Genomic DNA, 18,144 nt, shown 5'->3' on the forward strand with positions numbered 1-18,144 from the left:
TGACCGGTATTCGGGACGGGCATTGCGTTGGTTTTCGGTATCGTTTGTTACAACCTAGACTTGGCCACAATCGTTCAGAAAATTCAATCATGAGTTCACCCACTCCACCCAAAGCCTCGCCACTGCGCCCGCTGCCTGCCCTGATCTTTGCCAGTCGTTGGCTTCAATTGCCGCTGTACCTGGGCTTGATCGCGGCCCAGGGCATCTACGTGTTTCACTTCTGGGTGGAACTGGTGCATCTGATTGAAGCCGCCTTTGGCAGCCAGACAGCACTTCAGGCGCTCGTGAACAGCATTGGCTACAAGACAGGCGCCGAGATCCATGCCCTCAACGAGACCATCATCATGCTGGTCGTGTTGGCCTTGATCGATGTGGTGATGATTTCCAACCTGCTGATCATGGTGATCGTGGGGGGCTACGAGACCTTTGTCAGCCGAATGAACCTGGAAGGCCACCCGGACCAACCCGAATGGCTGAGCCACGTCAACGCATCGGTGCTGAAGGTCAAACTGGCCACGGCCATCATCGGCATCAGCTCGATCCACCTGCTCAAGACCTTCATCAATGCCGACAACTACTCCGACCGCGTGTTGATCGCCCAGACGGCGATCCACATCACGTTCCTGTTGTCGGCCCTGGCGATCGCCCTGACCGATCGACTGATGGGCGGACAACACCCCGACCCGCACTGAATCCAGGCCGACCCACCCGCCCTGGCCCGCTCAACCCGGCCGGGTCATGGCGGCCGGCACCACCCAGGCATCGAACTGCTCGGCCGTGACAAAGCCCAAGGCCAAGGCCGCCTCGCGCAGGCTCACCCCATCGCGGTGAGCCGCCTTGGCCACCTGAGCGGCACGGTCGTACCCGATGTGGGGGCTCAGCGCCGTGACCAGCATGAGCGAGCGTTCCAGCAACTCGGCAATGCGCCCGCGCTGGGGCTCGATGCCCACCACGCAATGCACGCGGAAGCTGTTCATGCCATCGGCCAAAAGACGCACACTTTGCAAAAAGTTGTGGGCCGCCATGGGCCGGAAGACATTGAGTTCGAAATTGCCGCTGGCGCCCCCCAGGTTGATGGCCACATCGTTGCCCATGACCTGCGCCGCCAGCATGGTGAGGGCTTCGCACTGGGTGGGATTGACCTTGCCCGGCATGATCGAAGAGCCCGGCTCGTTCTCGGGCAGGGCAATCTCACCAATGCCGCAGCGGGGCCCGCTGGCAAGCCAGCGCAGATCGTTGGCAATTTTCATGAGGCTGGCCGCCAGCGACTTGAGCGCGCCATGGCCGTGCACGATGCCATCCATCGAGGCCAGGGCCTCAAACTTGTTCGGCGCCGTCACAAAGGGCAGCCCCGTCAAGCCGGCCAGTTCGTCCGCCACGGCCTGCGCGTAGCCCGGCGGCGCATTCAGCCCGGTGCCCACCGCGGTGCCCCCCAGGGCCAGCTCGCACAAATGCGGCATGGCATCGCGCACATGGCGCTCGGCGTGCTGCAGTTGGGCCGCATAGCCCGAGAACTCCTGCCCCAAGGTGAGCGGAGTGGCATCCTGCAGGTGAGTGCGGCCGATCTTGACAATGTCGGCAAATGCCAGCGATTGCTCGCTGAACACCGTCTGCAACTGCAGCAGCGCTGGCAGCAGGCGATGGGTCAAGGCATCGACGGCGGCCACATGCATGGCGGTGGGAAACACATCGTTGGAAGATTGACTGCAGTTCACCTCGTCATTCGGGTGCACCAGCCGCCCCTGCCCACGCGGCCCCCCCAGCAACTCGCTGGCCCGGTTGGCCAGCACCTCGTTGAGGTTCATGTTGGTCTGCGTGCCCGAGCCAGTCTGCCAGACCACCAGCGGAAACTGGTCATCGTGGCGCCCTTCCAGCACTTCTTCGGCCGCGGCAATGATGGCCATGGCCTTGGGGGAAGACAACAGCCCCAGGCGCTGGTTGACGTAGGCGCAGGCCCGCTTGATCTGGGCCAGTGCCATGATCAGTTCACGCGGTTGGCGCTCCCCTGAAATGGCAAAGTTCTGCAGTGATCGCTGGGTCTGTGCCCCCCATAGCCGATCGGCCGGAACATCAATGGGTCCAAAGGAGTCGACTTCGATGCGAGTTGACATGACGCGACCTCGGGTTGTTTCAACCTGTCAAAATACCGCCTGCCCGTGATTCGGGCAAGCTGCTGGCGTGCCCGGTTTTTGCGCTCACCCCCTGGGATAATCGCGCGGGACCGCCAGACGGCCAGCCCCCACCGGATCCCGCATTGTCCCTTCCAGCCCACGAAGAACCATGACCACCATCAAGCAAAGCGACCTCATCGACTCCATCGCCGGGGCCCTCCAGTACATCAGCTACTACCACCCCACCGACTACATCGCCCATCTGGCACGTGCCTATGAGCGCGAACAGAGTCCGGCGGCCAAGGATGCGATCGCCCAGATCCTGACCAACAGCAAGCTCAGCGCGACCGGCCAGCGTCCGATCTGCCAAGACACCGGCATCGTCAACGTGTTCCTGAAAGTGGGCATGGACGTGCGTTGGGAAGGTTTCACCGGCAGCCTGGACGACGCCATCAACGAAGGCGTGCGCCGCGGTTACAACCACCCTGACAACACCTTGCGTGCTTCGGTGGTGGCCGATCCCCAGTTCGCCCGCAAGAACACCAAGGACAACACCCCGGCCGTGATCTTTGCCGAGATCGTGCCTGGCAACACCGTCGAAGTGACCGTGGCCGCCAAGGGCGGCGGCAGCGAAAACAAGAGCAAGATGGTCATGCTCAACCCCGGCGACAGCGTGGTCGACTGGGTGCTGAAGACCGTGCCCACCATGGGCGCCGGCTGGTGCCCGCCGGGCATGCTGGGCATTGGCATTGGCGGCACCGCCGAGAAGGCCGTCCTGATGGCCAAGGAAAGCCTGATGGACGACCTGGACATGTACGAACTGCAGGCCAAGGCTGCCAAGGGCGAGAAACTCACCCAGGTCGAAGAACTGCGCCTGGAGTTGCTCGAAAAGGTCAACGCCCTGGGCATCGGCGCCCAAGGCCTGGGTGGCCTGACCACCGTGCTGGACATCAAGATCAAGATGTACCCCACCCACGCCGCCAGCAAGCCCGTGGCGATGATCCCCAACTGCGCCGCCACCCGCCACGCCCACTTCGTGATGGACGGCTCGGGCCCGGTCTACCTCGACCCGCCGAGCCTGGACCTGTGGCCCAATGTCGATTGGACGCCCGACTACAACAAGAGCCGCAAGGTCGACCTGAACACACTGACCCCGGCCGAAGTCGCCAGTTGGAAGCCGGGCGACACCTTGTTGCTCAACGGCAAGATGCTGACCGGCCGTGATGCCGCCCACAAGCGCATCCAAGACATGCTGGCCAAGGGCGAGAAGCTGCCGGTCGACTTCACCAACCGCGTGATCTACTACGTGGGCCCGGTCGACCCGGTCAAGGACGAGGCCGTCGGCCCCGCCGGCCCCACCACCGCCACCCGCATGGATGGCTTCACCGAGATGATGCTGGCCCAGACCGGCCTGATCGCCATGGTGGGCAAGGCCGAACGCGGCCCCGTCGCCATTGAAGCCATCAAGAAGCACAAATCGGCCTACCTGATGGCCGTGGGCGGCGCCGCCTACCTGGTATCCAAGGCCATCAAGGCCGCCAAGGTGGTGGGTTTTGCCGATCTGGGCATGGAAGCCATCTACGAGTTCGACGTGGTGGACATGCCCGTGACCGTGGCCGTGGATGCCGGTGGCACCAGCGCCCACATCACCGGCCCGGCCGAGTGGCAAAAGCGCATCGCCACGGGCGAATTCAAAGGTATTTCGGTCGCCGGCGCCTGATACCCGGCTGTGAGGGCCGGGCCACACGGTCAGGCCCTCCGCTGGCCCCCCCGACCCGCGGGGGCCTCACCAGTGCCCTTGGTTCATCCATGTTGAACACACCTCTTCAGGCGCCCCACCAGGGCGCCTCGGGCCCCATCGGGGTCTTTGACAGCGGCATTGGCGGTCTGAGCATCCTCAAGGCCCTGCGCCAGCGCATGCCCCAGGAAGACTTCGTCTACATCTCAGACCGCGGCCACGCCCCCTATGGCGAACGCAGCGACGAATTTGTGCGGGATCGCTCCCGGGTCATGACCGAAGCACTCGTGGGCTTCGGGGCCAAGGCGGTCGTCGTCGCCTGCAACACCGCCACCGCCGCCGCCATCCATGAGCTGCGACAGCATTGGCCCCAGTTGCCCGTGATCGGGGTGGAGCCAGCCCTCAAGCCGGCAGCGCAGTTGACGCGCACTGGCCATATCGCGGTCGTGGCCACACGAGGCACCCTCAACAGCCCCAAGTTTCAACACCTGCTGGGTCAGCAAGACCCGGGGCTGGACATCCGCTGCCAACCCTGCGATGGCCTGGCCGATGCCATCGAGCATCGGGACGACCGGCGCATTGCCCACTATTGCCGGCAATACCTGGCCCAGACCGGGCCCTGGACTGAGGGCACCAGCACACCCGACACCCTGGTGCTGGGCTGCACCCACTACCCACTGGTGCTGCCACATTGGCTGTCTGAACTGCCGCCCCATGTGACGGTGCTGGACACCGGGGCGCCCGTTGCCGAACAAACCTACCGGCGGCTGCTGCAAAGCGGGCAGCTTCGCCTGCAGGGCCGTCCCGAGACTCTGGCGCCCTCTGGCCAGGTGAGCTGGTTCACCACGGGCGAGGTCGAGCACCTGGAGCGTGCCATCCAACACTGGCTGCCAGAAGCCTCCGGGCCCTGCCAGCCCCTCCCCAAACGATGAAAGCCGGCACAAGGCCGGCTTTCATCTGTTTCAGACTGAAAAATTCAGACCGAAAGAAGGCGATCAGGCCTTCTTGGCGTAGGCGCTGCACCAGCCCTTGGTCGCCACTTGCTTGCCGGCAAACAGCGGGCAGCCACCAGCCGCGTCAGAGGCCTTGCCTTGGAACAGCGCACAGCTACCGCAATGGTCGCCAGCGGCGTACTTGGGGAACTTGCTCTTGTCGACCTTGGTAGCGTCAGCCTTGTAGCCCAGGGCTGCAGCCTGCGGATCGTTGTCGGCCACCATCGGAGCGGCAGCGCGAACAGAGGAAGCGGCCAGCACGAAACCGGTACCGGCGCTCAGTTGGAAGAAGAATTGACGACGATTGGACATGGCAAACCTCAGGTGGGGAGAGTCTTGATTTGTAAAACGCCAGCGCCTTGCGAAGCTGGCAGCGCATTGTGAACCCACCCCGACCTGCCCACCTTGAGCCAAAGCAAGACTGAGCGCCAACCCCGGACAATTCTGGATGACCCGTCTTGCCCGCTGGCCAAGCCGAGCGCAGATCAAGCCGACGCAACGTCAGGCAAGCCCCACAACCGTCGACCACCCGCCTCCAGGTGGGTCAGGTAAAGACGCACATCCAATTCGAGCTGGTGATAGGACGGCTCCAGATGTTCACAAAGCCGATAGAACGCCTTGTTGTGTTCGCGTTCGCGAAGGTGCGCAAGTTCGTGAACCACAATCATGCTCAAAAAGGGGGCCGGGGCATCCTTGAACAAGGCGCCGATGCGGATCTCGTGCTGGGCCTTGAGGCGTCCACCCTGCACCCGCGAGCTGATGGTGTGCAAGCCGAGCGCATTGCGCACCACATGGATCTTGCTGTCGTACACCACCCGGTCCAGCCGGGGGGTTTGGCGCAGGTGCTCCTGCCTCAGTGCTTCGACATGGCGATACAAGGCGCCATCGGTACGCAAACCGTGCGGCGCGGGGTAGCGCTCCATCAACCAGTCAGGCAAGCGCCCCGAAGCCAGCAAACGCCCAGCCTGCTGTTGCAACGACTCGGGGTAGGCCGCCAGGTACTTTGAGACCAGCACCGCCTCGCTCACGGCGCCTGACTCAGTGCAGATGACGGGGCCGGCGGCCACCACCATGACCAGAGCCACCCGAACCACGCGGCGGGCGCCCAATCTCAAGCGAGTTGACCAGATCATCAAAGCGTTGCGAGAACAGCTTGTCGATCTCGCCCACCACCCCGCCCAACTCGGAGCCATCAAAATGACGCTCCATCATGTTCACCACGTCCTGCACCAGCAGGTCACGCTGCACCTGCATGATGGCGGCCGGGTTGGGCCCCACGAACAGCATCAGAAAATCATCGCGCGACTCGGCGCCACGGTCTTCTTCCTCTTCGTCAAACTCGGCGTCATAGAAGGTGACTTCGATCGCCGCCCCCTGCTCGGAAATCTCATTGAGATTCATGCACATCTCGTCCAGCGACTGGCGAAAATCCTCGTCGCCTCGCACCGTCCAGCACATCTGCAGCAGGTGTTCCTTGGGGTCGAATTTGATCCCCGGCTCTTCGTCGTAGGCGCTGGTCGCCCCATCAGCCAAGGACCGCGCGCCGGCGTAGTGCCAAAGCGGCTTCAAAGCCTCTTGCAACTGATCAAACAGAACATCACCACGCAACTGCACTTGACCATGCACGTGGATTTCAAAAGGGGCGTTGTAACTTGACATGATTCAATGGTAATAGTGCCCCGAAACAGACCCATCGGGTCCGAACCTGATTGGCGAATGGCCCTGGCTAGGGGGGGAACCACCGGCTGAGCGCCAAGCAGACCTGCACTCATTTTGGCACGGCGCCAAGCCGACGAAAGGCTTTTGAGCCACTGAAGCACGCCCCAATAGCGCACTTTGTCCGAAGCAGCCTCGCCAGAATGAACAAGATAGGTCACCGAACGCGCCAGTCGCCCCAACCCTCAGCCAGATCGGCATAGGGGGGCCGCGATCATCGCAGCCCCCACTGCCACACCACCCGGCATGCGGGTCCGCACCGGGCGGTTCGAGAGTTTGAGGTCAGGACAGCCTGGGCACCCCCAACCCGTCGTAGTACGCAATGGTGAGCACGCGCTTGATGACTCCATCACTGTTTCGCTACCACCGGCAGCCGTTTCCAGCAACCTGTCGCGCAACATCGTCTGATCCTCCACGTGCCCTGAGCCCGCGGTAGACGGCCGCAGGCCTTTTCCAATGCCTGAGTTGGATGGCGCGCAGTCGGTGACGTAACCACTCGTCCAGCTCTCGCCAGACTCGGGGCGTTTGCGCCAACCCGAAGTACGCCTTCCAGCCCAGCAGGTAGGGCCTCAGCTTCTCCACCACCTCGACCATGCTGCGTCCGCCCGTTCGGCGTGTGAGTTGCCGGATTCGAGCTTTGAAGTTGTCCAGCGCCTTGTGGGCCACTGAACACTTCACCTGCCGGCCCTTGGCCACCCACAGCTCATACCCCAAGAACTTGCGCCCGAAGGCACTGGCCACCGCACTCTTGGCTTCGTTGATTTGAAGCCTCAAGCCCGCGTACAGCTTCCTCGGGTAGCCCATCACCCTCTCGCCAGCCCTCTTGCTGCCCACCTAGACATTGCAGTCATCCGCGTAGCGCGCAAAGCTGTAGCCTCGCGCCTTCAATGCTTTGTCCACTTCGTCCAGCAGCATGTTGGTCAGCAGCGGCGACAGTGGTCCGCCTTGCGGCGTGCCCATCTGACGCGCCGCCACCACCCCGTCATCCATGATCCCCGCGTTCAGGTACGCACGCACCAGCCGGATCACTCCAGCATCGTCAATGCGTCTGTTGAGCCTGTCGATCAGAATGTCGTGGTTGACCCGGTCAAAGAACTTACTCAGGTCCACGTCCACCACCACGCGCTGACCCGACTGCACATACGCCCTGGCGGCCTTGACCGCATCGTGCGCACGTCTTCCAAGCCTGAACCCGTAGCTGTGTTCGCTGAAGGCCGGATCGAGGATCGGTTGCAGCACTTGCAGCGGTGCTTGCTGGATCAGTCGATCTGTCACCGTCGGGATACCCAGCTCGCGCTGGCTGCCGTCCGGCTTGGGAATCATCACCTTGCGTACCGGACTGGGCCGGTAGCGCACCGCCCGCAGCGCCTCACGGATGTCTGGCCAATGCGTTCGCAGCATCTGGGCGGTCTGCTCGATGTCGAGCCCGTCCACCCCGGCCGCGCCCTTGTTGGCTTTGACCCGCTGCCACGCCGCTTGCAGGTACTGTCTCGTCAGCGCCGCCTCCAGCAGGCCACCTGTGCCTGCCACTTGCCTTGATGACCCTGTGCCCGGGTGTTCATGCAACGTACCTCCGGTTTCATCACGGACGGTCTCTGGCCCGGCTTCACCTGGCCGCCTCCCCGTTCGCCCGGCTTGCACCGGCTTCTGACGCATGACCTTGCAGCTTTGCATGTCCTCAGTCACTCACTCTCGTTCGGTCCTTCGCCCTCGCCTTGTGGCCTCATCAGCCCCGGCTGCGGCTACTACGACCTCTGCTGACTTCTCGCTCCGGCAGGACCGTCGGGCTTTCACCCGCAAGGCGAGATCTCCCCAGGTAAGAACGCACACCTTCATCGCACAACCGCCCCATCTACGCCACCTCGCCTTGGTCACAAGAGCTTCGCGGTAAATGGCCCACTCGCCCTGCTTGACAACGCCTTCTATGAGGTTCTTGTTCATCGACTCGCGATTTACGCTCCACGCTTCCTTCCCACGCTCGGTCGCCCTCACGCAGTTGCGCTTCACTTTGCTCACTGTGACCAGCTCGCAGCGGGACTTGCACCCGCAGGTGTGCGCCCATGCTGGGCGCACCATGAAAAAACCCGCCACGCCTTGCAGCGCGCGGGTTTTGAGGTGATGTGAGATGGCTTGAAAGCCGAGCCGGGGCCGAAGACTGACTTACAGACCTCACGGAATATAGGTTTCGGACTTTTCAATCAAAAAGGCACCAATAAAAAGAAAAGTGACCTCTTCCGCTGATCCATGGAGCCCACTCAATGAACTCAAGTTGACTGGCCATCGAACCTCCTGAAAGTTCGTCCAGTGTGGCTTCAGCAGCGTGACGCCCGTAGACGGCTGGAGAACAACACCCGGCGCGTGGACGGGTTGTAGTTTACCCAGTTGTATAGCTTAGGAAGGCTTGATGCGCGATCCGACTCAAGGGAGCGGCATGGTCAGAATGGCATGGTCGGCCAACACATAGAGCCGATTGGCTGACACGACCATCCCCACAGAATTGACCCACGCACCGGGCAGCGCCCCCAGTTGCAGGGCCGTCGCACCACGGGTACCCGCCACCGTGCTCACCAAGCCAGAGGGCGTAATTCGCCTAATCAGATTATTGCCCTTGTCCAGGACATACAGGTTGCCTGCACCATCGAAAGACAAAGCAGTCGGCCCATTGAAACTGGCCACGGAGCCCTGACCATCGCTACTGCCCACCACCCCGGCCTGCCCAGCCAGGGTACTGGCCACCCCCTCGCCACTGATTTTGCGCACGGTATGGTTGCCACTGTCGGCTACGTAGACGGTGCCTGCGGCATCCACGGCAATCGCGCCAGGCCCCGTGAACCTGGCATTGGTGCCGGCCCCATCCACTGACCCCGTGGGCCCAGGCCGGGTCATGGGAGTCACCAGGGGCGGCCCAGCCAGGGTATTAACCGTACCATCGGCCAGCACCTTGAGAACGTTGTTGTTCCAGGCATTGGTGATGTAGAAGTTGCCTGAGCAATCGACTGCAATGGCTGTCATCGTCAGCGCGGCGGTACTGAACTTGTTCATATCGAGCACCTTGGAGAAGGCTCCCTCAGGGGTGTACCGATAGATCGCGTTACCAACAGAGTCGGCCACGTAGGTATTTCCCTGGCAATCCGTGGTCAACCCGGTCGGATAGGTCATGCCCGCGCTGACCGCGACACTGACCTCAGCTTTGGTATTGACCTTGATCAGGCTGCCGCCGGCTTGGTTGCTCACCCACAAGTTGCCCGCACTGTCCGCCACGATGCCTTGAGGATTGGAGAACGGACCGTAAGTGGTCTGAATGGGGGCATCAGAGCCCGCAATCAGCAACGACCTGGTCCCGTTGATTTCGAAGATGGCCTGGTCGGAGATCGCCACAAAATTGCCCGAGGGCCGCACCTGCAATCTCTGGGTCGACCCCAAAACATCCTGCAGCAATGCCACATCACCCGAGGGCGACACCCTTGCAATGGAGACCTTGGCTTTCGAGTTATCACTCACCAGGACATGCAGGCGATCACTGGCATCGATTGCCAGGGCACCGAAGTAGCTGTAGACACGGTAGTCATTGCCCGCAGCCATGGTGCTGTTAGTCTGCAATGTACCAGTCAGCAGATTCAATTGCCGGTCGACAATGCTCGACACCTTCTGATTGCCATACAAGATGCCAAAGATGTAATTGGTCAAGGTTGCGGAGCTGACATAGACCGTTGACTTGGAATCGACAGCCAAACCCATCAAATCGTCGCTACCCATCCAAATGGTACTTACGACACCAGCTGGCGAGACTTTGCTCACGCGGTGAGCTTCTTGGACGTACAGGGTGCCATCAGGCCCCATGGCCAGGTTCATGGGCGAATCAAATCGGGCGACGCCGCCCTGTCCGTCGATCTGGCCCGCCAGGCCGGCCATGCCGGCCACCGTGGACACGGTTCCATCTGTAGCGATCTTGCGGATCACCCGATTCCCCCGGTCGGCCACCAGCAGATTGCCGCCCGAATCCATCGCCAGCGCAGCCGGAAAATTGAACAAAGCCGAGGCTACCGGACCGTCCTGAGCCCCTGCGGTACCGGTTCCGGCCACCGTACTGACCACTCCGTCAACGCTGATCTTGCGGATCACATGGTTGAACGTGTCAGCCACAAAGGTGTTCCCAACTGAGTCGCCGATCAAGCCATATGGGTTGTAGAACCGCGCCACGCTACCCGCGCCGTTCACATACCCCCAAGGATTGATGGTGATATTACCTGCCTGACCCGGCGTACCAGCCCAGACAGACAAACCCTGGGGCTGAGTCGTCGCGCCACCATCTGTGCCTGTGCCTGTGCCTGTGCCTGTGCCTGTGCCTGTGCCTGTGCCACCACTATTTGCCCCCCCGCCCCCCCCACCGCCGCAGGCAACCAGTGCCAGCAACAACACAAAGGCTGCAATCCATCGCGGCCCGTCACTCAAAGCTTTGAACATGTTCCTAATCCTTCCCTGAATTAGCCATTACGGAGAAATGGCCGAACTGATTATCAACAAACCAACTCGTCACTGGTAGTTCAAATTCAAATAGCAACCCCACGTGGCGCTGCTTGCCCGATCTGCGTTCTTGGTCCGAAAAGAGAACCCGGCACTTTGGCCGGGTGAACCCTTGCGGACTTGCTCAGGGAGGAAAAGCAAACCCAACCGATAGACTGGCCCTTCGGCCATAAGCACTGCATCCCCAGGAGTTCAAGATGCCGATGGAAGGACAGAGTGTTCCCCTCCATCCGCATGACTAAATTGCCCATCCCTAGCGGGCTGCTGAACCATTGCCGCCTCGTTGGTATCGGGACATGTTGGTATCAAGTCTGTTGGTAGCAGCCTGTACCAGCACATTTACCAACAAAACTTTGAGCTTTGACGGTAGCTCTTGAGGTGAGGTGAGACAAGAAAAAACCCGCCACGCCTTGCAGCGCGCGGGTTTTGAGGTGGTGTGAGATGGCTTGAAAGCCAAATTTGGTGCCCCGAGCCGGGGTCGAACCGGCACGCCCCTTTTACGGAAAGCGGCGGATTTTAAGTCCGCAGTGTCTACCAATTTCACCATCGGGGCACACCGATCAATCCAGGGCATGCGAGCAAGCAGCCGGGCGGCCTGATCGGATCAGGCGCGCATCATAACGCGACCCGGGCACCCCGGCCGCAGCGATGCGGACAAGAAAAAAGGGAAGCCTGGGCTTCCCTTTTTGAAATTTGGAGCGGGAAAAGAGTCTCGAACTCTCGACCTCAACCTTGGCAAGGTTGCGCTCTACCAACTGAGCTATTCCCGCATTTTCGACAGGTGGCCTGATGACCTCCTGATCGTGGAGATCCGAAGATCACCAAGAACTGGAGCGGGAAAAGAGTCTCGAACTCTCGACCTCAACCTTGGCAAGGTTGCGCTCTACCAACTGAGCTATTCCCGCGTGTTCTGCACGCTCTTCGCATCATCGCCCGACAGGCTTGGAGCCTGCCAGCTTTCAGACTGCGAAGACTGAAACCTGGAGCGGGAAAAGAGTCTCGAACTCTCGACCTCAACCTTGGCAAGGTTGCGCTCTACCAACTGAGCTATTCCCGCATTTTCACCGTGTCTGCTGATCAACTTGCGTTGCTCTGCGTATCCAGCGAAGCCTCGAATTATACATATTTTTTGCCCGACTCAAGACAGTCCAAAAAAGTTTTCGCCTGCCTGCGATCGGCACCACCGGCGACAGGGCGGCGCGAATTCCACGATACTCTGCGCTCAAGCAGACCCTCGAAGCCACCATGAAAATTGCCACCTGGAACGTCAACTCCCTCTCGGTTCGCCTGCCGCAGGTGCTGGAATGGCTCAGCACCCACCCGGTGGACGCGCTGTGCCTGCAGGAACTCAAGCTGAGCGATGACAAGTTTCCGGCCGCTGCGCTGCAAGAAGCCGGCTACCACAGCGCCTTCATGGGCCAGAAGACCTACAACGGCGTGGCCATCCTGAGCCGCACCCCGGTGACCGACGTGGTGAAGAACATTCCCGGTTTTGCAGATGAGCAGTCGCGCGTGATTGCGGGCACGCTGCACACCGACGCCGGACCTGTGCGCCTGATCAATGGCTACTTCGTCAATGGGCAAGAGCCCGGCTCGGAAAAGTTTGACTACAAGATGCGCTGGCTGCAGGCGCTGCAGGACTGGCTCAAGGAGCAGCTTCAAAGCCACCCCCGACTGGTGCTGGTGGGTGACTTCAACATCACCGCCGATGACCGCGACACCTGGGACCCCGACGGCCTGCGCGAGGCCATTCACCACACGACGGCCGAACGCGATCATTTCAAGGCCCTGCTGGCCTTGGGGCTGCACGACGCCTTCCGCCTGTTTGAACAGGCCGAGAAGAGCTTTTCTTGGTGGGATTACCGCGACTTCGCCTTCCGACGCAACCGCGGGCTGCGCATCGATTACACCCTGGTCAGCGATGCGCTCAAACCCCAGGTCAGCGCCTGCGAGATCGACAGGAACACGCGCAAAAACGAGCGCCCAAGCGACCACGCCCCCGTGATCGTCACGATCTGAACAGCCTCAGGCCCAAAGGCCGCAGAGGGCACGCCCCAATGGGCAACCCCCTCCGCGGACCAGGACTCACTCGAGGCCGAGTTCCTGAATCTTGCGGGTGATGGTGTTGCGACCAATGCCCAGCTTCTGAGCGGCCTCGATGCGGCGGCCACGCGTGTTGGCCAGCGCGGTCAGGATCAGCTTGGACTCGAAACGGCGGGTCAGTTCGTCCCACACATCGTGGCGGCCGCTGGCCAACAGCTCCAACGCCTCCAGCTCCAGCCCCTGCTCCCAGGCGGCCGAGCGCCCCAGGCCAGAAGAGACTGACGCAGCAACAGACTCGCCACGCGCTGGATCAGACCCCATCATGTCCGCCGCCGGGATCGCAATCGGCTGTGCCAACACCGATGCCGGCATCACGTGAGCAGAGGGCGAGGCATATGCCATGGGCTCAGCCACAGGCTCCGACTCCAGTACCGGCGCCGCAGGATGGAAGCTGGTGCTGTTGATGGCCCCCGCAGCACCCTGCATGCCCAGCACTTCCGGGGGCAGGTCCTTGGCCTCGATCACCTGGGCCGGCGCCATCACCGTGAGCCAGTGGCAGATGTTCTCCAACTGCCGCACGTTGCCCGGAAAGTTGAAGCCCCCCAACTGAGCCAGGGCGTTGTCGGCAATGCGCTTGGGCTCCACACCCAGTTGCTTGGCGCTTTGCTGCAGGAAATGCCGGGTCAGCATCGGCACGTCTTCCTTGCGCTCGCGCAGCGCCGGCAGACGCAGGCGGATCACATTGAGGCGGTGGAACAAGTCCTCCCGGAACACGCCGTCCTTCACGCGCTGCTCCAGGTCCTGGTGGGTGGCAGCAATCACACGCACATTGGCCTTCACGGCGTTGTGCCCCCCCACCCGGTAGAAATGACCGTCCGACAAAACACGCAGCAGGCGCGTCTGCAGATCAAAAGGCATGTCGCCAATTTCATCGAGGAACAGCGTGCCGCCCTCTGCCTGCTCAAAGCGGCCACGGCGCATGGTCTGTGCGCCGGTGAAGGCACCGCGTTCATGACCGAACAGCTCCGACTCCAGCAGATCCTTGGGAATGGCCGCCGTGTTAATGGCCACGAAAGGGCCATTGGCACGTGGCGAATGCTTGTGCAGCGCCCGGGCCACCAGCTCTTTGCCGGAGCCCGACTCGCCGGTGATCATCACCGTCACATTGCTCTGGCTGAGCCGCCCGATGGCGCGGAACACATCCTGCATGGCCGGCGCCTGGCCCAGCATCTCGGGCGTGGCCGCCATGCGCTCTTCGGCCACTTCTTCGCGCTGGCTTTCTTCCACCGCGCGACGAATCAACTCCACCGCCTTGGGCAGGTCAAAGGGCTTGGGCAGGTATTCAAACGCACCGCCCTGGAAGGCCGACACGGCACTGTCCAGGTCCGAGAAGGCCGTCATGATGATGACCGGCAAACCCGGGTGGCGCTCTTTCACCTTGGCCAGCAGATCCAGGCCCGAACCGCCAGGCATGCGAATGTCACTCACCAGAACCTGAGGCCCCTGGTTGTCGACGTCTTCGTCACCGATCTCATCCAGTGCCGCCAGCACCTCGCGGGGGTTGGTGAAGCTGCGGGTCGGCAGCTCTTCCCGCAACAGCGCTTTTTCGAGCACAAAGCGGATCGATTGATCGTCATCTACTATCCAGATCGGCTTCATGTGCAAATACCACCTCAGGTCAAATTGTTGTCAATCACACTCAGGGCAACGGAATCAACATCTTGAAGTCCGTCCTCCCTGGCACGCTATCGCACTCGATCAAGCCATGGTGTTGCTGAACAAAGGTTTGCGCCAAAGTCAGCCCCAGCCCTGAACCACCATCCCGCCCCGACACCAGCGGGTAAAAGATGCGGTCCTTGATCGAGTCCGGCACGCCGGGCCCGTTGTCGATGACATGCAATTCCAATGCCAATCGGTAGCGTTGCTTGCCAAAAGTAACCTGTCGCGCAATCCGCGAACGGAAAGTGATTTGCGCATCCCCCGCAGCCACCCTGTCCGCCAGAGCCTGGGCCGCGTTGTGGGCGATGTTGAGCACCGCCTGGATGAGTTGCTCGCGGTCGCCTCGGAACTCAGGAATCGAGGTGTCGTAGTCGCGGATCACGCGCAGGCCCCGCGGAAACTCCGCCAGGATCAGCGAGCGCACACGCTCACACACTTCGTGGATGTTCACGTCGCCCACCACGTGCGGGCGACGGTGCGGCGCCAGCAGTCGATCGACCAGGGTCTGCAGACGATCCGCCTCGTGGATGATGACCTGGGTGTACTCAATCAGGTCGCGCGACTCGATCTCCATCTGAAGCAGCTGCGCCGCCCCCCGGATGCCCCCCAGCGGGTTCTTGATCTCGTGGGCCAGATTGCGGATCAACTCCTTGTTGGCCTGCGCCTGATCGATCAGTCGCTCCTCGCGGTCCTGTCGGGCCTGCTGCTCCAGGGGCAGCAACTCGATGATCACCTCGCCCGGCTGATCGGTCTGCGCCACGATCACGTGGACCAGCACCGGGTCATGGGTGAAGCGCTTCAACCAGGCGTCGTAGCGCAACGCTGCGAACTCGTTGCTACCGGCGCCATCCAGGGCATTGCGCAAGATCTGGGGCTCAGAGAAGAAATCGGCAAATTGCGAGCCTTCGATGGTTCGGCGCGAGGTGCCGATGGCATCTTCCAGCGCCGCATTGGCAAAGATCACCGTGCCATCGATGCGGACCACCGCCACCAGCGTGGCCAGCAGGTCATAGGCATGAAAGGCTTCGGCGACTGGGTCTGTCAGGGTGAGGCGGTTCATTTGAGACGCGCGATTTCACGCTTGATACCGGCCACATCGGCCTCGGCGCGCGCCACGGCTTCCTTGAGTGCAGCCACCCGATCCAGGTATTTCTGGTAATTCTTGGCCTCGCCCCCCTGCTTCTCGGGCTCGCCGTTGTTGTATTCCTTCTGCAGCTCGGCCAGCCGTGCCTCGGCCTTGCGCAATTCGGATTCCAGAATGGCGCGCGCATCGGCATCGCGCGCCTTCTGCTCGCTGTTGTCCACCTTGGGCGAGCCCGCAGGCGCCGTGACCACCTTGGACGCATCGCCGCCGGCAGGGGCCTGGGCGGCCGGCCGGGTGCCCGGCACCACGGTCACATTGCCGCCTTCAATCAGCTTGCATTCCTTGGCCCGGTTGGCCGGGACCGTGTTGGTGTATTCGTTGCCGCAACGGTAGATGCGGTCTTGCGCCATCGCGGCGCTGCAGGTCAGGGTCAGCAGGGAAATCAGTACAGCGTGTTTCATACATCCAGTTCAGCACCCCTTCGGGCGGCGAGCCAAGTATCTCCGAATCGGCTGGTGAGGCAAAGGCAAAGCCCACCCGGGTCGCACCGGCACCCGGGCCGGCAGCAAGAAAAAAGGGCAGCCGAAGCTGCCCTTTGGGTAGACATTGCCTAGTCCCGCATCACAGCGAGTAGTACATGTCGAATTCGACCGGGTGCACCGACATGCGGTAACGGGTCACTTCCTGCATCTTCAGATCAATGTAGGCATCGATCATGCTGTCGGTGAACACGCCACCCTTGGTCAGGAAGGCACGGTCCTTGTCCAGGGCTTCGAGGGCCTGGTCCAGGCTGTGGCAGACGGTCGGCACCAATGCGTCCTCTTCGGGCGGCAGATGGTACAGATCCTTGGTGGCAGCTTCGCCCGGATGGATCTTGTTTTCCACGCCGTCCAGACCCGCCATCAGCAGGGCGGCAAAGCCCAGGTAGGGGTTCATCAGCGGATCGGGGAAGCGGGCTTCCACGCGACGGCCCTTCGGGTTGGCCACGAAGGGGATGCGGATCGAGGCCGAACGGTTCTTGGCCGAGTAGGCCAGCTTCACCGGGGCTTCGAAGTGCGGCACCAGGCGCTTGTAGCTGTTGGTGCCGGGGTTGGTGATGGCGTTCAGGGCACGTGCGTGCTTGATGATGCCGCCGATGTAGTACAGAGCGAAGTCCGACAGGCCGGCATAGCCGTCGCCAGCGAACAGGTTCTTGCCGTCCTTCCAGACCGACTGGTGCACGTGCATGCCCGAGCCGTTGTCGCCATGGTAGGGCTTGGGCATGAAGGTGGCGGTCTTGCCGTAGGCATTGGCCACGTTGTGCACCACGTACTTCTGCAGGATGGTCCAGTCAGCGCGTTCCACCAGGGTGCTGAAACGGGTGCCGATCTCGTTCTGGCCAGCGCCCGCCACTTCGTGGTGGAACACTTCGACCGGGATGCCCAGCGATTCAAGGATCAGGGACATCTCAGCGCGCATGTCTTGCGTGCTGTCGACCGGGGGCACCGGGAAGTAGCCGCCCTTGACGGTCGGACGGTGGCCGCGGTTGCCGCCTTCGAGCTTGGCACCGGTGTTCCACGGGGCTTCGTACTCTTCGATCTCGTAGAAGGTGTTTTGCGGGTCGGTGCTCCAACGGATGCCGTCGAAGATGAAGAATTCAGGTTCCGGACCGAAGAAGGCGGTGTCGCCCAGGCCCGAGGCCTTCAGGTAGGCTTCAGCGCGCTTGGCGATCGAACGCGGGTCGCGGTCATAGGCCTTGCCGTCGGCGGGTTCCACCACGTCGCAGGTCAGGATCAGGGTGGTCTCTTCGAAGAAGGGATCGATGTTGGCCGAGCTTGGGTCCGGCACCAGCAGCATGTCCGAGGCTTCGATGCCCTTCCAGCCGGCAATCGAAGAACCGTCAAAAGCATGCCCCGACGTGAACTTGTCTTCGTCAAAGTGGGACACGGGAACCGTGGTGTGCTGTTGCTTGCCACGGGTATCGGTGAAGCGGAAATCAACGAACTTGACTTCGTTTTCCTTCACCAACTTCATCACGTCTGCGACGGTCTTTGCCATCAGGATCTCCTGTTCGAGGCTGGTTAAAAATTCAATGACGCCGGGAGGAATGCAGTTTTTATGCCAATCCTTGGTGCATGGCACCAGACGCCGACTACCGTATTTTGCCCTGCCTGAGCGGCGTTGCAGCCAGTTTGCCGGCTCTGAAATGCACTCGGGCGGGGATTTTTCGCCGCCAGC

General features: G+C 61.8%; 13 protein-coding genes, 4 tRNA genes and 1 pseudogene. 4 read left to right on the forward strand and 14 right to left on the reverse strand.

The genetic code is table 11. The features are described 5' to 3' along the window. The first annotated feature begins 89 nt into the window (after positions 1 to 89). Positions 90 to 692: a YqhA family protein gene (locus AC07VS_RS23055; protein WP_492346179.1), complete on the forward strand. Its 603-nt coding sequence runs from the start codon at positions 90 to 92 to the stop codon at positions 690 to 692. Positions 693 to 722: 30 nt separating this feature from the next. On the opposite strand, the gene fumC is transcribed toward AC07VS_RS23055, so the two are convergent. Next, complete coding sequence (gene fumC / locus AC07VS_RS23060; protein ID WP_494752123.1) at positions 723 to 2,111, reverse strand: class II fumarate hydratase; 1,389 nt, start codon at positions 2,109 to 2,111, stop codon at positions 723 to 725. A 169-nt stretch (positions 2,112 to 2,280) separates the two neighbouring features. Between fumC and AC07VS_RS23065 the strand changes: the two genes are divergently transcribed. Together AC07VS_RS23065 and murI are read left to right on the forward strand one after the other, a co-directional pair. Continuing rightward, positions 2,281 to 3,831: a fumarate hydratase gene (locus AC07VS_RS23065; RefSeq protein ID WP_492346177.1), complete on the forward strand. Its 1,551-nt coding sequence runs from the start codon at positions 2,281 to 2,283 to the stop codon at positions 3,829 to 3,831. Positions 3,832 to 3,920: 89 nt separating this feature from the next. Next, complete coding sequence (murI, locus tag AC07VS_RS23070; protein WP_494752124.1) at positions 3,921 to 4,781, forward strand: glutamate racemase; 861 nt, start codon at positions 3,921 to 3,923, stop codon at positions 4,779 to 4,781. Positions 4,782 to 4,844: 63 nt separating this feature from the next. On the opposite strand, the gene AC07VS_RS23075 is transcribed toward murI, so the two are convergent. The 9 genes and pseudogenes from AC07VS_RS23075 to AC07VS_RS23115 form a co-directional block, all read right to left on the reverse strand. Next, the gene (locus AC07VS_RS23075; RefSeq protein WP_492346175.1) at positions 4,845 to 5,153 is read right to left on the reverse strand and encodes a high-potential iron-sulfur protein; all 309 of its coding nucleotides are present in this window, start codon (positions 5,151 to 5,153) and stop codon (positions 4,845 to 4,847) included. A gap of 173 nt (positions 5,154 to 5,326) precedes the next feature. Further along, positions 5,327 to 5,956 carry a YgjP-like metallopeptidase domain-containing protein gene (locus AC07VS_RS23080; protein ID WP_494658637.1) on the reverse strand — a complete coding sequence of 210 codons (630 nt, stop codon included), beginning with the start codon at positions 5,954 to 5,956 and terminating at the stop codon, positions 5,327 to 5,329. Beyond that, positions 5,880 to 6,500 carry a DUF6806 family protein gene (locus AC07VS_RS23085; protein WP_492346173.1) on the reverse strand — a complete coding sequence of 207 codons (621 nt, stop codon included), beginning with the start codon at positions 6,498 to 6,500 and terminating at the stop codon, positions 5,880 to 5,882. The genes AC07VS_RS23080 and AC07VS_RS23085 overlap by 77 nt, the downstream gene beginning before the upstream one ends. 339 nt (positions 6,501 to 6,839) lie before the next feature. Further along, a pseudogene (gene ltrA, locus AC07VS_RS23090) lies at positions 6,840 to 8,231 on the reverse strand (group II intron reverse transcriptase/maturase). Between the two features lie 744 nt (positions 8,232 to 8,975). After that, on the reverse strand, positions 8,976 to 11,021 hold the full coding sequence (locus AC07VS_RS23095; protein ID WP_494752125.1) for an NHL repeat-containing protein: 2,046 nt from the start codon (positions 11,019 to 11,021) through the stop codon (positions 8,976 to 8,978). Positions 11,022 to 11,541: 520 nt separating this feature from the next. Then, positions 11,542 to 11,634, reverse strand: a tRNA-Leu gene (locus tag AC07VS_RS23100). 141 nt (positions 11,635 to 11,775) lie between these two features. Continuing rightward, positions 11,776 to 11,851: transfer RNA gene (locus tag AC07VS_RS23105), tRNA-Gly, on the reverse strand. Positions 11,852 to 11,910: 59 nt separating this feature from the next. Then, positions 11,911 to 11,986 (reverse strand) — tRNA-Gly (locus tag AC07VS_RS23110). Positions 11,987 to 12,062: 76 nt separating this feature from the next. Continuing rightward, positions 12,063 to 12,138, reverse strand: a tRNA-Gly gene (locus AC07VS_RS23115). 188 nt (positions 12,139 to 12,326) lie between these two features. On the opposite strand from AC07VS_RS23115, the gene xth reads away from it, so the two are divergent. Next, entirely contained in the window at positions 12,327 to 13,100 is a 774-nt protein-coding gene (gene xth, locus AC07VS_RS23120; protein ID WP_494752126.1) for an exodeoxyribonuclease III, read from the forward strand. 66 nt (positions 13,101 to 13,166) lie between these two features. Here xth and ntrC read toward each other — a convergent pair whose 3' ends face one another. From ntrC to glnA, 4 genes are all read right to left on the reverse strand, one after another. Beyond that, positions 13,167 to 14,783, reverse strand: coding sequence for a nitrogen regulation protein NR(I) (gene ntrC, locus AC07VS_RS23125; RefSeq protein ID WP_492347053.1), 1,617 nt, complete (start codon positions 14,781 to 14,783; stop codon positions 13,167 to 13,169). A 40-nt stretch (positions 14,784 to 14,823) separates the two neighbouring features. Beyond that, the gene (glnL, locus tag AC07VS_RS23130; RefSeq protein ID WP_492347052.1) at positions 14,824 to 15,903 is read right to left on the reverse strand and encodes a nitrogen regulation protein NR(II); all 1,080 of its coding nucleotides are present in this window, start codon (positions 15,901 to 15,903) and stop codon (positions 14,824 to 14,826) included. Further along, positions 15,900 to 16,388, reverse strand: coding sequence for a hypothetical protein (locus tag AC07VS_RS23135; RefSeq protein ID WP_492347051.1), 489 nt, complete (start codon positions 16,386 to 16,388; stop codon positions 15,900 to 15,902). The genes glnL and AC07VS_RS23135 overlap by 4 nt, the downstream gene beginning before the upstream one ends. Before the next feature lie 160 nt (positions 16,389 to 16,548). Beyond that, positions 16,549 to 17,964: a type I glutamate--ammonia ligase gene (gene glnA / locus AC07VS_RS23140; protein ID WP_492347050.1), complete on the reverse strand. Its 1,416-nt coding sequence runs from the start codon at positions 17,962 to 17,964 to the stop codon at positions 16,549 to 16,551. Positions 17,965 to 18,144: the final 180 nt, after the last annotated feature.

This window comes from Curvibacter sp. GW821-FHT01G03 (genome assembly GCF_059422285.1).